Genomic DNA, 12,323 nt, shown 5'->3' with positions numbered 1-12,323 from the left:
GGCGCTACCCCGCCAGCCTGACGGTGGTCGTCGTACCCCAGATCGCCATCGACAGCAGCAGGTCGACGACGTTGATCACGACGATGGAGGTCCGTACGGCGCGGCCGACGGCGACCCCCACACCGGCCGGGCCGCCGGTCGCGTGGTAGCCGTGGTAGCAGTGCACCAGGATCACCAGGACGGCGAAGACGAGCACCTTTCCGAACGACCACAGCACGTCCCCGGGTGGCAGGAAGAGATGGAAGTAGTGGTCGTACGTGCCGGTGCTCTGGCCGTAGAACATGGTGACGGTGAGCCGGGTGGCGAAGTACGACGCGAGCAGGCCGACGACGTACAGCGGGATGACCGCGATCAGGCCGGCGATGATCCGGGTGGTGACCAGGAACGGCAGCGACGGGATCGCCATCACCTCGAGGGCGTCGATCTCCTCGCTGATCCGCATCGCACCGAGCTGGGCGGTGAAGCCACAGCCGACGGTCGCGGCCAGCGCGATCCCGGCGATCAGCGGGCCGATCTCGCGGGTGTTGATGTAGGCGCTGACGAACCCGGCGAAGGCCGAGGTGCCGATCTGGTTCAGTGCCGAGTAGCCCTGCAGGCCGACCTCGGTGCCGGTGAAGAAGGCCAGGAAGGTGATCACGCCGACGGTGCCGCCGATCACCGCGAGCGCGCCGGTGCCGAGCGTCACCTCGGCGAGCAGCCGGAGGATCTCCTTGCGGTACCGGGTGATCGACTTGCCGGACCAGGCCAGCGCCTTGAGGTAGAAGGCGAGCTGCTCACCCAAACGATCGAGTGAGTTGAGCGGCTTCTTGACCAGGACGTCGAGGGCCGACTGTGCCATGACAATCAGGCCCCCTTCGGCGGGACGAGCTGGAAGTAGATCGCCGTCATCGAGAAGTTCGCGACGAACAGCAGCATGAAGGTGATGACGACGGACTGGTTCACCGCGTCGCCGACACCCTTCGGGCCGCCGCCCGCGTTCATTCCCTTGTACGACGCCACGACCGCCGCGATGAACCCGAAGACCAGGGCCTTCGCCTGCCCCTGCCAGAGATCGGGCAGATGGGCGAGCGCCGTGAAGGACGCTATATAACTGCCTGGCGTACCGTCCTGGAGCACGACGTTGAAGACGTAGCCGCCCATCACGCCGACCACACTGACGAAGCCGTTCAGGAAGAACGCGACCAGCATCGTCGCCAGCACCCGCGGCACCACCAGCCGCTGGATCGGGTCGATGCCGAGCACCATCATCGCGTCCAGTTCCTCGCGGATCTTCCGCGCGCCGAGGTCGGCACAGATCGCCGAACCGCCGGCGCCGGCGATCAGCAGCGCGGTCGCGATCGGCGAGGCCTCCCGGACCACGGCCAGTACGGCGGCCGACCCGGTGAAGGCCTGGGCGCCGAACTGCTTGATCAGGCCACCGACCTGCAACGCGATCACCGCGCCGAACGGGATCGCGACCAGTGCGGTCGGGATGATCGTCACGCTGGCCACGAACCACGCCTGCTGAAGGAACTCGCGCAGCTGGAACGGCCGCCGGACCGAGGCCCGGGCGGTGTCGAGAGCGAAGGAGAAAAGGGAGCCGGCGTGCTTCAGCGGGGCGGTCGCAGAAACTGTCACGTCGCTCCCACCACGTCCCGGGCGAAGGACCCCGGCGGTGGGGTGACGCCGTTGTCGTGGCACCACTCACCGGGCGGACGTTGGGTCGGCCGGATCAGGCCGCTGCTCGGCAACTGCTGCAGCGGGATCGGGGGCAGCGGCGGCAGCTCCTGGTCGGCCTCGCGGGCGAGCTCGTCGGCGTCCTTCTCCTCCGACATGCCGATCGGGCCGACCCGCTGCGCGTTCAGGAACTGGCGGACCACCGGCTCCTCGCTGGACAGCAGCATCTCCCGCGGGCCGAACATCGCCAGGTGCCGGTGGTACAGCAGGCCGATGTTGTCCGGCACCGTCCGCGCGGTGTTGATGTCGTGGGTGACGATCAGGCAGGTCGCCTGGGTCATCTCGTTCAGGTCGATGATCAGCTGGTTGAGGAACGCCGTCCGGACCGGGTCCAGACCGGAGTCCGGCTCGTCGAACAGCAGGATCTCGGGCTCCAGCACCAGCGCGCGGGCCAGACCGGCCCGCTTGCGCATCCCGCCGGAGATCTCGCCCGGCAGCTTCTTCTCCGCGCCGACCAAGCCGACCATCTCCATCTTCTCCATCACGATGGAGCGGATCTCGGCCTCGGACTTCTTGGTGTGCTCACGCAGCGGGAAGGCGACGTTGTCGTAGAGGTTCATCGAGCCGAACATCGCGCCGTCCTGGAACAGCACGCCGAACAGCTTGCGGATCTCGTACAGCTGCCGCTCGCTGCAGGTGGCGATGTCGGTGCCCTCGATGTGGACGTGACCCCTGTCCGGCTTGAGCAGGCCGATCAGCGTCTTGAGGAAAACGGACTTCCCGGTGCCGGAAGGACCGAGCATCACGCAGATCTCACCGGCGGGCAGCGTCAGGGACACGTCGCCCCAAATCAGCTGACTTCCGAAGGACTTGGTGAGACCCTCGACGCGGACTTCTACGCCCACCGGTCCTCCTCACGGGATGTCTGTCTGGCCCCGAACCGACGACGTTCTACCGGGTCCAACGACGGGCAGTGGCCTAGGTTACGCACGAGTACGGTTTTTGCGTAACCCCCGCATGTCAAGCGACGGTGACCAATGCGTCACGCTCCGGTCACGCCGATCACGGTGTGTTGATCGGCCCGACACGCTGTGCTGACCACGCGGCCCGAGTGATCCTAGCGGCTGCCCGAGATCTGTCCGGAATGCGGCCCGAAAGTTAGCGTCGATCCAGGGAAGTGCCCGGCCGAGGAGGGGACCACGGATGAGTATCGAACGAAGGACGTTCCTGAAAGGAAGCGCGGCGGTGGCGGGCGGGGTGCTCGCGGGCGGGCCGTTCCAGGGATTCGTGGCGCAACAGGCGACCGCGGCGTCGGCCGTGCGGTCACCCGTCCTGCAGGCGATCCCGGACCTGCGCGACGGCAAGGTCCGGCTGCACCTGCCGCAGGGGTTCGCCTACCGCTCCTTCCACGACACCGAGTTCCCGGTGGTGCTGAACGACGGCACCAACTTGCCTGGCCGGCACGACGGTATGGGCGCGTTCATGCGGCGTAACGGCAACGTCGTGCTGGTCCGCAACCACGAGCTGAACAACCCGGGGGCGCCGTTCGGTCCGGGGACGCCGTACGACTCGATGGCTCAGGGTGGTACGACGACGATCGAGGTGACCCGGTTCGGCCAGGTGATCGAGGCGTTCACCAGCCTGAACGGCACGATGATGAACTGCAGCGGCGGGATCATGCCGTGGGGCAGTTGGGTCACCTGTGAGGAGACGGTCAACGGGCCCGATGTCGGCCCGGACTTCACCGGGGCGTCCAATGTGCCGCTGACCAAGCCGCACGGGTTTGTCTTCGAGGTCCCGGCCCGCGGCCAGTCCGCACGCCAGCCGATCACGCACGCCGGCCGGTTCGCGCACGAGGCCGTCTCGTTCGATCCGAAGGACGGCATCCTCTACCTGACCGAGGACAACTTCGCCTTCCCGTCCGGGTTCTACCGCTACCTGCCGCCGACGAACCCGCTGAAGACCGGCCGGCTGCTGGACGGCGGCCGGCTGCAGATGCTCGCGGTCAAGGGCCGGCCGAACGTGAACCTGGCCGCCGAGCAGCCGCAGCGGGCGACGTACGACGTGACCTGGGTCGACATCGACGATCCGGCGCCGAGCTTCCCGTACACACCGGGACAGACCGCGCCGACGACGAACGACCAGGCCCTCGTGTACGTCGGTGACCAGGGTCGCGCGCAGGGAGCGGCGTACTTCTCCCGGCTGGAAGGCCAGGTGTACGACAACAACGTCGTGTACTTCACCTCGACGCAGGGTGGCGGCCCGGCGGAGACCGGACCGGACTCGGTCGGTGGCTACGGCAACGGTTTCGGCCAGGTCTGGGCGTACCACACCCGGGCGCGGAAACTGCAGCTGATCTACCAGTCACCGAATCGGGCGACGCTGGACTTCCCGGACAACGTGACGACCAGCAAGCGCGGGACATTGGTGCTCTGCGAGGACAACACCGAGGACAACTACCTGCGCGGTCTGTCCCGCGGTGGGCAGCTCTGGGACATCGCGCTGAACCGGCTGACCAGCAGCACCGGCGCGGACCGGTCCGGTGACGAGTTCGCCGGGTCGACGTTCAGCCCGGACGGGCACACGCTGTTCGTGAACATCCAGGCCAGTCGCGGGATGACGTTCGCCATCTGGGGACCGTGGCACCGCATCGGCGTCTGACGCTCGAAGACGACGTTCTCGTCTGGTTGCACGACGACGCACCGGCTGCCCAGGTGGTCAGCGACCTGACCGAACTGGAGCCGCTCGCGGCCGTTGCGATCGTCGTGCTGGTGGTGCTGCTCGGCCTGCGCCGATGGCGCGACGCGATCTTCTTCACGGCCGGAGTCGGGGTCGTGTGGGCGGTGAACCCGCTGCTGAAGGAGCTCGTCGGGCGGTCGCGGCCAGATCTGTGGCCGTTGCCGGCCGATGTGTCGGAGTACAGCTTTCCGAGCGGGCATGCGGCGAACACCGCGGCGCTCGTCGGCGCGCTGGTTCTTCTCGTGCGCCGACTGCCGATTGTCTTGCTGGGCGCGGCTGTGCTGCTGTGCGTCGGGTGGTCGCAGCTGGCACTCGGGCGGCACTACCCGACCGACGTCCTCGCCGGGTGGATTTGGGCGCTGGCCTGGGTCGGGCTGGTCCGGAACGTGACGAAGGGCGGCCCTGGGTAGGACCGCCCTTCGGCGCACTGCTTTGTTGCGCGGTCTCAGACCGCACAGGTCACTTCAGGGTGACGGTGGCGCCGGCGCCCTCGAGGGCCTCCTTGGCCTTCTCCGCGGCAGCCTTGTCGACCTTCTCCAGGATGGCCTTCGGGGCCGACTCGACGAGGTCCTTGGCCTCCTTCAGGCCGAGGCTCGTGAGACCGCGCACCTCCTTGATGACCTGGATCTTCTTGTCGCCGGCGCTCTCCAGAACGACGTCGAACTCGTCCTGCTCCGCGGCCTCTTCGGCAGCGGCAGCCGGCGCGCCCGGGGCGGCGGCAACGGCGACCGGGGCGGCGGCGGTGACGCCGAACTCCTCCTCGAACGCCTTAACGAACTCCGACAGCTCCAGCAGGGTCAGTTCCTTGAACTGGCCGAGGAGCTCTTCGGTGCTGAGCTTCGCCATGGTGGCGGTCCTTCCTAACTGTGGTACTTCGTGATCACTGATGGGGTACTACGGGTGAGATTCGCTTCAGCTGTCCGCTGCAGCGGTCTCCTCGGTGCTCGCCTCGGCAGGTGCCTCGACCGTGTCCTGCACGGCCGCCGCCTCGTCCGCCACTGCGTCCTGCACAGGGGCGGCGTCGGCCGGGAGCTTCTCCTGCAGCGCCGCGAACAGGCGCGCGGCCTGCGACAGCGGAGCAGCGAACAGCGACACCGCCTGCTGCGGAGCCGCCTTCATCGCACCTGCGAGCTTCGCGAGGAGGACCTCACGCGACTCCAGGTCAGCGAGCTTGCTGATCTCGTCAGAGCCGAGTGCCTTGCCTTCCAGCACTCCGCCCTTGATGACGAGATGGGGATTCGCCTTGGCGAAGTCACGCAGGCCCTTGGCCGCAAGCACCGGGTCGCCCTTGATGAAGGCGATGGCCGACGGACCCTGCAGCAGCGAGTCGAACGACTCGAAACCGGCGTCCTTGGCCGCGATCTTGGTCAGCGTGTTCTTCACCACGGCGTAGTTCACGTCGTCACCGAGCGCAGTCCGCAGTTGCTTGAGCTGCGCCACGGTGAGTCCGCGGTACTCGGTCAGCACGGCGCCGTTCGAGCTGCGGAACTCGTCCGTCAGCTCGGCGACTGCGGCTGCCTTGTCCGGCCTCGCCATGGGGTCTCCTTCTCTTGGCTTCCTCGCCTCGGACCCCTGGACACAAGAAAAACGCCCCTGCGCAGGCGCAAAGGGCGTGAAGAATGCAACTCACACTGTCTAAGCTCACCTGCGCGGGCCGCCCACTCGAGAGTGGGACCTTCAGTCACCCGGAGGCGACAACCAGCGGTCTTCGGCAGTAGACAGTGTGCCTGGTGTGCGCACCGTTAATCAAATCGGCCGTGGATGGGGCGGGATCCAGCGGTGCATCGCAGTAGCCGCCGCCCAACCCGTGGCCGCCATGATCACGATCGCCGGCCCCAGACCGAACATTGCTGTGGCACCCGCCAGCAGCAGTGGACCAGCGCCGTTGCCGGTGTCCGCGAACAACCTGAAAGCACCCAGGAACTGAGCGCGCCCGACCGCCGGCGACGCATCAGCTCCCAGCGTCATGATCACGCCCGCACCCAACCCGTTGCCGATCCCCATCAGCAGGGCGACCGCGGTCAGCGTCACCATGGTGTGGGTCAGCGGCAGCAGCAGGTGTGCCAGTCCGAGGACGAACATCGACGGTACGGCGACCCACTTGCGGCCGAGGCGGTCCATCACGGACCCGGCCGGATAGAACAGCAGCATGTCGACCGCGCCGGACAGCCCGAAGATGATGCTGGTGGTCTCCGGATCGAGCCCGATGTGCAGCGCCCACAACGGGATCACCACCTGACGCGACGCCCGGACCGCACCGACCAGCAGTGCCCCGACCCCGAGGGTCCGCAAGACCGGCAGGTGTTCCCGGATCACGGTCCATGTCGACTGCGCGACCACGGGCCGGCTGCCGCGCGTCCGCCGTACCGACTCGATGTCGGGCAGGCTGAGCAGGACGCCGCAGGCCAGGACTGCGGCGACGAAGTGGACCCAGTAGGCGCCGTCGGTGCCGAGGAAGCGCATCGCGAACGCGCCGAGGAACGGGCCGATGAAGGAGCCGATGCGCTGTACACCCCCGAGCGTGGACAGGGCGCGAGCTCGCATCTCGATCGGCACGGCCTCGCTCAGGTAGGCCTGCCGGGCCAGTCCCCAGACCGCGCCCGCGACGCCGGTGGCGCCGATCGCGATCGCGAGACCCCAGACCGTCGGGACGAGAAGGCAGGCGACCAGGGCCAGCGCGACCAGGCCGGTCGCGAGCAGCATCGCGTGGCGTTCACCGATCTTGCTGGTGAGCGCGCCGGCCGGGATGTCGCCGATGACCTGGCCGAGGCCCGCGGCCGCGACGACCAGCCCGGCCACCGCTACCGAGGCACCGAGGTGGGTGGCGGACACGGCCACGACCGGAGCGATCGCGCCCTGACCGATGCCGTAGAGCAGCGCCGGGAGGTAGACGGACGGAGCGATTCGCCACAGATTCATGAGGCCGGCCCGGAGGCGAGCGCCGTACGGCGGTCGCGCTCGGACTCGGTCGCCCCCAGCAACTCGGACACCGACCACGCCGCCGGGACGATCAGCTCGCCGAGCTCGTCCAACCGCTCCGCCGGCATCCGCAACTCCGGGCCGGAGATCGACAAACACCCCACGGCCTGGCCCGAGTAGTCGAAGACCGGCGCCGAGACGGATCTGATCCCTGGAGTGCGCTCCGACATCGACTTGGCGAATCCTCTCTTCCGGATCTCGGCCAACTGGGCAGCCAGCACGTCGGGATCGGTGATCGTCTGCGGAAGCACCCGCTCGAGTGGAGCGGCCAGCACCTCGGCCTGCCGTTGCCACGGCGAGAACGCGAGCAGCACCTTCCCCGGCGCCCCCAGCGGCAGCGGCACCGGGATGCCGAACTCGGTGTAAGTACGGCGCAACTGGTGCCGGCTCTCGACCTGGTCGAGGACGACGCGTTGCCCACTCGGGAGCAGCTCATGCACGGCCGCGGTCTCCTCGGTCGCGTCCCGGAGCTCACGCAGGACCGGCATCGCGGCATCACGCAAGCCGGCCGGGATCCCGCCGCTGTGCGCCAACTGGACGACGAGCGGGCCGATCGCGTACCGGCGGTGTGCGGTCTGCCGGATCAGGCCGTTCTCCTGCATCGCGAGCAGCAGCCGGTGCACCGTGCTGGTGGAAAGGCCGGTGGCCCGGGCCAGGTCGCTGATGCCGAGGTCCGGCGTACGGGCGTCGAAGCAGCGCAGGATCGCCACCGCCCGGTCGATCGACTGCACCGACCCGCGGCGGAGCTCCTGTTCCTGCATAGCGGCAGGCTATCCCACGATGCGGGAAATGGACCCGGGTTCTCGGTAAGTGGACACTCCTGCCCCTAGGGTGCAAGGCATCGCCGATCACCTTGGGGAGCCGCATGTCCGTCCAGCTGGGATCCGTGAGAGTTGCTGAAGGCAACGAGGTTGCCGTGGTGGTCACGGAGCGAGGGGTGGCACTGGCCGCCGACCTGGGGTTCGACGGCGACGTGCTGTCGATCCTGCCCCGGGCCTCGCTGAGCGAGCTGGCCACCGCGTCCGGCGACTTCCGCGATCCGGCCGGCTTCGAGTTCGTCGCGCCGTACCGGCGTCCGCGCAAGCTCTGGGGGATCGGGCTGAACTACCTCGAGCACGCCGGCGACCTGTCGGAGAACGTGCCGACCGAGCCGGCGTCGTTCATGAAGGGCGATCACACAATCATCGGGCCGGGCGACCCGATCCCGGTGCCGTCGCAGAGCACCCGGACCACGGCCGAGGCCGAGCTCGGGCTGGTGATCGGCCGCGAGTGCTACCAGGTCGAGGAGGACGAGGCGCTCGACTACGTGTACGGCGTGGTGCCGGTGCTGGACCAGACCGCGGAGGACATCCTGGAGCGCAATCCACGGTTCCTGACCCGGTCGAAGAACTTCCCGGGGTTCTTCTCCTTCGGGCCGACGATCGTCGGACTGGACGCCGTCCTCGCGCACTGGGGTTCGCTGGACGCGGTCGAGGTGTCGACGGTGCTCAACGGCTCGGTGCACCGGAGCAACACGGTGTCGAACATTGCCTTCAGCCCGGCGTTCCTGGTCAGCTTCCACAGCAAGGTGATGCCGCTCTACCCCGGCGACATCATCTCCACCGGTACGCCGGGAGCCGTCCACATCAACCCTGCTGACGTGGCCGAGTGCCGGATCCCCGGGGTCGGCACGCTCTCCAACCCCGTGATCGCCGGCCGATGACCATCACCCAGTCCTGGCGATCCATCGACGCCTGGCTGACCCGGCACGCTCCGGCGACGTACGCCGTACTCGCGCCGCCGGCAACAGACGCGGAGCTCGCCGCGATGGACCTGCCGCCCGAGGTCGTCGAGTCCCTCCGCTGCCACAACGGGCTGACGGCGACCTCCAATACGTCGACCTCCGCCCCGGTCCCACCTACGGCCAACTCGCACAAGACCTCGGTCAACGACGAGGTCTTGGTCCCGGCTTTCCGTCGGGATGGGTGACCCGGACCAAGGTCAGGAAATCCTCGAGGCCCTTGAAGTCGTCGGGATTGACAGTGAAAAGAGGCAGGCCTTCGGCGATGGCGATGCTGGCGATCATCAGATCGGCGACGCGACCTCGCGGCGACCGGCCGGCGGCAACGACAGCGGCGCACATCCGTCCATAGATCCGGGCGGCGTCGGCACCGAACGGGATCGGATCGAATTCGTTCTCCGCACGCTGAAGGACGTCCATCCGCAGGGCGCGCTCCAGGTGCTCGTCGTACTCGTTCTGCTCGTCGTTGCCTCGGACCTGATGCGGTCCCGCAGACAGTTCGGCCAAGGTGACAGCGGTGATCGCCATTTCGTCCGGCAGTTCGACAGGGTCGATCCCCTCCCGCAGGATGACCACGTTGGTGTCGAGCAGTCCCTGCTGGTGCTCACCGGGCATACGGGTCGTCCAGTTGGTGATCAGCGAAGGCGTCCTGATCGGCCCGGAAGTTTTCCAACGAGATCCTCGGGGCCGTGCGCGACATGGCGGCGAACTCGTCACGCGGGACGAACCGACGCCGGCGGCGCAGCGGGATCAGCTCGCCGATGCGGTGTCCGTCCCTGGTGACAGTGAAGGACTGACCGTTCTGGACAGCGTCCATGATTTCCTTCGATCGCGTCCGCAGGTCGCGTTGTGTGATCTCCGGCTGTCCGTTCATGCGAACAGGCTACCTGGTTGTGCCACAGGGTGCTACCTCGTAGCACCCTGTGGCAGGTACATCAGCCCAGGACGGCGAGGGCGTCGATCTCTACCAGCATGGTTTCGAGCGGGAGGCCGGTGAAGACGGTGGTGCGCGAGGGCAGGACGCCGCTGGGGGTGCGCGCTCCCACGAACTCGGCGTACGCCTCGTTCATGGCGGCGAAGTCGTCGCGAGTGGTGAGGTAGACGCGAATCATCACCACGTCGTCGAAGCTGCCGCCGCCGGCGGACAGGATCGCCTCGACGTTCTGCAGCACCCGGGTGGTCTGGCTCTTCACGTCACCGGTGTGGACGAACTCGCCGGTGGCCGGGTCGACCGAGCCCTGGCCGGACACCTGCAGGATGTTGCCCTTGCGCACACCCTGCGAGTACACCGGCAGCGGCGCCGGCGCGTCGGTGGTGGAGACGGCGGTCTTGTCGGACATCAGCGTCATACCTCTCAGTTGTAGTCAGTACTGATCGCTCGCGTGGTGGCGAGCAAGTCTGGCAGCAACTCCAGCACCTGCTCGTAGTTCAGCAGAACGTCGGGTACCGAGACGGACACCGCCCCGACGATCCGGCCGTCGCGGTCGGCGACCGGCGCCCCGATGCAGTTGATGAAGGACTCGTGCTCGGCCCGGTCCTGCGCCCAGCCCTGCGACCGCACCTCGTCCAGCTCGTCCCGCAGTACGTCGGGATCGGTGATCGTCTGCGGTGTGAACGCGTGGTAGTCGATCGACGCCAGCAATGCCTCCCGCTGCCGCTTGGGCTGCGCCGCCAGCAGTACTTTCCCGACCGCGGTGCAGTGCAACGCGGCAGGTACGCCGACCTGCGAGTACATCCGCACCGACCGCACACTGTCCAGCTTGTCCACGTAGATGACCTCGCCGTTCTCCCACGCCGCGAGGTGCACGGTCTGGCCGGTCTTCTGGTTCAGCTGCCGCAGGTGCGGTGCGGCGACCGCTCGTACGACGTGCTGTTCGCGAGCCGCGTCCGCCAGCGAGAACAGTCGCGATCCCAAGCGGTAGCGGTGCGACTCGTCACGCCGTACGAACCTATCCGCTTCCATGGTCCGCAACAGCCGCAGCACGGTCGTCTTGTGGACGTCGAGCTCCGTCGCCAGTTGGTCCAGCGACCGCTCGCCCTCCCCCAGGCTGGCCAGGATCTGCAACGCCCTGGCGAGACTCTGACTCATGGCAGCGTCACACCCGACGGACCGACCTTGACCACCGCCCACTCCTCGTCAGAGCAGTCCAGCAGCTTCTGGCGTACGGCGGGATCCAACGGCGCAGCGTGGTCCTCCGGCACGGCCAGCACCGCTGCCGCACCGAGATGCCCCTGCCGCAGCCGCTGCTCCATCGGCAACCCCTGCAACGTCCCGGCCAGGAAACCAGCTGCAAACGCGTCACCGGCGCCGACCGGCTCGACCACCTCGACCGTCAGAGCAGGAACCTCGGTACGGCGACCGTCCGGCTCCAGCACGAGCGCAGTGTGCGCATCGTTCTTCATCACCAACGTGCACCGCGGACCAAGCAACTCACGCAGCTCTGCCGGATCACTGGTCCCTGCGAAGACCTCGGCCTCGTCAGCACCGATCAGTACGACGTCAGCCGCCCGCAGCACCCGCCGCAGCGGCTCCGGGTCCTTGTCCCGCCACAACGCCGGCCGCCAGTTCAGGTCGACGCTGAAGATGAAGTCCCGCGCGTCACCGGCCAGCCGCTCCAGCATCTCGGCGCACGTGCCGGAGATGGCTGCGGTGATGCCAGTCGTGTGCACCAGGTCTGCGCCTGCCAGCCGTTCACGCACCGCGGGCCGGTCCAGGAACGCCGGACTCATCGCGGACGCCGCCGAGCCGGAGCGGTAGTAGTGCATCCGCGAGCGACCGCCCGTCGTGTGCTTCACGTAGAGCCCGGTCGGCCGGTCCGGATCCGCCTCGACGCCTCCGACGTCGACCCCACGCTCCTGCAGATCACGCAATACGTGCCGACCGAACCCGTCGTCACCCAGCCGCGAGATCCAGCTGGTCGAGACTCCCAGCGCCGCCAGTCCGCCGGCCACGTTGCACTCAGCGCCGCCCACCGACCGCCGGAACGTCTCGACGTCCTCCAGCGGTCCACCCGTGTCCCCGGCGAGCATGATCATCGCCTCACCGAGACACACTGCACGTGAGACGACATCCGCCATCGGCGTTCTCCCGGAATGCTGGTCTTTGACTGGAGTTCGGGCGTGATGCTACAACCGTAGAGTCAGAATGCGCAATCACCGTTGCGTATTC

At 67.9% G+C, this 12,323-nt stretch carries 16 protein-coding genes; 4 read left to right on the top strand and 12 right to left on the bottom strand.

Annotated features, from left to right (window positions below; translation table 11 throughout):
• Positions 1-4 precede the first annotated feature (4 nt).
• Genes ACIBL3_RS13590 through ACIBL3_RS13580 form a run of 3 tightly spaced genes read right to left on the bottom strand, consistent with a single transcriptional unit; the run spans position 5 to position 2,561 of the window.
• Positions 5-838, bottom strand: coding sequence for an MlaE family ABC transporter permease (locus ACIBL3_RS13590; RefSeq protein ID WP_396353607.1), 834 nt, complete (start codon positions 836-838; stop codon positions 5-7).
• 5 nt (positions 839-843) lie between these two features.
• Positions 844-1,617, bottom strand: a complete 774-nt coding sequence (locus ACIBL3_RS13585) for an ABC transporter permease (RefSeq protein ID WP_132216138.1) — start codon at positions 1,615-1,617, stop codon at positions 844-846.
• On the bottom strand, positions 1,614-2,561 hold the full coding sequence (locus tag ACIBL3_RS13580) for an ABC transporter ATP-binding protein (protein WP_396353606.1): 948 nt from the start codon (positions 2,559-2,561) through the stop codon (positions 1,614-1,616). The genes ACIBL3_RS13585 and ACIBL3_RS13580 overlap by 4 nt, the downstream gene beginning before the upstream one ends.
• 298 nt (positions 2,562-2,859) lie before the next feature.
• On the opposite strand from ACIBL3_RS13580, the gene ACIBL3_RS13575 reads away from it, so the two are divergent.
• The gene (locus ACIBL3_RS13575) at positions 2,860-4,317 is read left to right on the top strand and encodes a PhoX family protein (protein WP_396353605.1); all 1,458 of its coding nucleotides are present in this window, start codon (positions 2,860-2,862) and stop codon (positions 4,315-4,317) included.
• Positions 4,296-4,805, top strand: a complete 510-nt coding sequence (locus ACIBL3_RS13570) for a phosphatase PAP2 family protein (protein ID WP_396353604.1) — start codon at positions 4,296-4,298, stop codon at positions 4,803-4,805. The genes ACIBL3_RS13575 and ACIBL3_RS13570 overlap by 22 nt, the downstream gene beginning before the upstream one ends.
• A 49-nt stretch (positions 4,806-4,854) precedes the next feature.
• Here the strand turns inward: ACIBL3_RS13570 and rplL are convergent, their stop codons facing one another.
• The 4 genes from rplL to ACIBL3_RS13550 all read right to left on the bottom strand — a co-directional run bounded on the left by rplL (position 4,855) and on the right by ACIBL3_RS13550 (position 8,135).
• Entirely contained in the window at positions 4,855-5,241 is a 387-nt protein-coding gene (gene rplL, locus ACIBL3_RS13565) for a 50S ribosomal protein L7/L12 (protein WP_133789427.1), read from the bottom strand.
• A 66-nt stretch (positions 5,242-5,307) separates the two neighbouring features.
• Positions 5,308-5,931: a 50S ribosomal protein L10 gene (gene rplJ, locus ACIBL3_RS13560; RefSeq protein WP_396353603.1), complete on the bottom strand. Its 624-nt coding sequence runs from the start codon at positions 5,929-5,931 to the stop codon at positions 5,308-5,310.
• Between the two features lie 210 nt (positions 5,932-6,141).
• A complete protein-coding gene (locus ACIBL3_RS13555) occupies positions 6,142-7,314 on the bottom strand; it encodes an MFS transporter (protein ID WP_396353602.1) in 1,173 nt (390 codons plus the stop codon).
• A complete protein-coding gene (locus tag ACIBL3_RS13550; RefSeq protein WP_396353601.1) occupies positions 7,311-8,135 on the bottom strand; it encodes an IclR family transcriptional regulator in 825 nt (274 codons plus the stop codon). Before ACIBL3_RS13550 ends, ACIBL3_RS13555 begins: the two co-directional genes overlap by 4 nt.
• 125 nt (positions 8,136-8,260) lie before the next feature.
• On the opposite strand from ACIBL3_RS13550, the gene ACIBL3_RS13545 reads away from it, so the two are divergent.
• Together ACIBL3_RS13545 and ACIBL3_RS13540 are read left to right on the top strand one after the other, a co-directional pair.
• Positions 8,261-9,076 (top strand): fumarylacetoacetate hydrolase family protein, encoded by an 816-nt coding sequence (locus ACIBL3_RS13545; RefSeq protein WP_396353600.1) that lies wholly within the window; start codon positions 8,261-8,263, stop codon positions 9,074-9,076.
• Positions 9,073-9,342 (top strand): hypothetical protein, encoded by a 270-nt coding sequence (locus tag ACIBL3_RS13540; protein WP_396353599.1) that lies wholly within the window; start codon positions 9,073-9,075, stop codon positions 9,340-9,342. Before ACIBL3_RS13545 ends, ACIBL3_RS13540 begins: the two co-directional genes overlap by 4 nt.
• On the opposite strand, the gene ACIBL3_RS13535 is transcribed toward ACIBL3_RS13540, so the two are convergent.
• The 5 genes from ACIBL3_RS13535 to ACIBL3_RS13515 all read right to left on the bottom strand — a co-directional run bounded on the left by ACIBL3_RS13535 (position 9,299) and on the right by ACIBL3_RS13515 (position 12,232).
• The gene (locus ACIBL3_RS13535; protein ID WP_396353598.1) at positions 9,299-9,730 is read right to left on the bottom strand and encodes a type II toxin-antitoxin system VapC family toxin; all 432 of its coding nucleotides are present in this window, start codon (positions 9,728-9,730) and stop codon (positions 9,299-9,301) included. The two genes, ACIBL3_RS13540 and ACIBL3_RS13535, sit on opposite strands and share 44 nt — an antisense overlap.
• 28 nt (positions 9,731-9,758) lie before the next feature.
• Positions 9,759-10,028 (bottom strand): type II toxin-antitoxin system Phd/YefM family antitoxin, encoded by a 270-nt coding sequence (locus tag ACIBL3_RS13530; RefSeq protein ID WP_396353597.1) that lies wholly within the window; start codon positions 10,026-10,028, stop codon positions 9,759-9,761.
• A 61-nt stretch (positions 10,029-10,089) separates the two neighbouring features.
• Entirely contained in the window at positions 10,090-10,503 is a 414-nt protein-coding gene (locus tag ACIBL3_RS13525) for a RidA family protein (RefSeq protein ID WP_396353596.1), read from the bottom strand.
• A 5-nt stretch (positions 10,504-10,508) separates the two neighbouring features.
• Positions 10,509-11,243, bottom strand: coding sequence for an IclR family transcriptional regulator (locus ACIBL3_RS13520; protein ID WP_396353595.1), 735 nt, complete (start codon positions 11,241-11,243; stop codon positions 10,509-10,511).
• A complete protein-coding gene (locus tag ACIBL3_RS13515) occupies positions 11,240-12,232 on the bottom strand; it encodes a sugar kinase (protein WP_396353594.1) in 993 nt (330 codons plus the stop codon). The genes ACIBL3_RS13520 and ACIBL3_RS13515 overlap by 4 nt, the downstream gene beginning before the upstream one ends.
• Between the last annotated feature and the right edge of the window lie 91 nt (positions 12,233-12,323).

This window comes from Kribbella sp. NPDC050124, from assembly GCF_044460355.1.
Classification (GTDB): domain Bacteria; phylum Actinomycetota; class Actinomycetes; order Propionibacteriales; family Kribbellaceae; genus Kribbella.
This window is presented reverse-complemented; position numbering and strand designations above follow the sequence as displayed.